The following is a 257-nucleotide window of genomic DNA, read 5'->3' as shown; positions in this document are numbered from 1 at the left end:
GCCCGGCACAGCGCGCCCGAGTAGCTATAGGCATCGGCGTCGTTCTGTGGGTATTCCTCAAGTTTGCGGATATCGACCTTGCCGACCAGGGCCGAGATGTCCTGGCCGTTTTCATCGCCGGGTTCGGTCTTGGCAATGGCGATCTGGTTAAGAATCGACGGGTACAGCTTCACCACCTTGAGCTTGGAGATGTCACCGCCAAACTCCTGCAGGCGCTTGGTGGCCCAAGGCGACATGATGGTGTTGAGGTAGCGCCG

Annotated in this window: 1 pseudogene; it reads right to left on the bottom strand. The window is 59.5% G+C overall.

Annotated features, from left to right (window positions below):
• Positions 1-257 (bottom strand): annotated as a pseudogene (locus tag HWE01_RS22735) (PrkA family serine protein kinase); the annotation flags it as partial.

The organism is Herbaspirillum sp. C7C8 (assembly GCF_022627875.1).
Taxonomy (GTDB): Bacteria; Pseudomonadota; Gammaproteobacteria; order Burkholderiales; family Burkholderiaceae_D; genus Herbaspirillum.
This window is presented reverse-complemented; position numbering and strand designations above follow the sequence as displayed.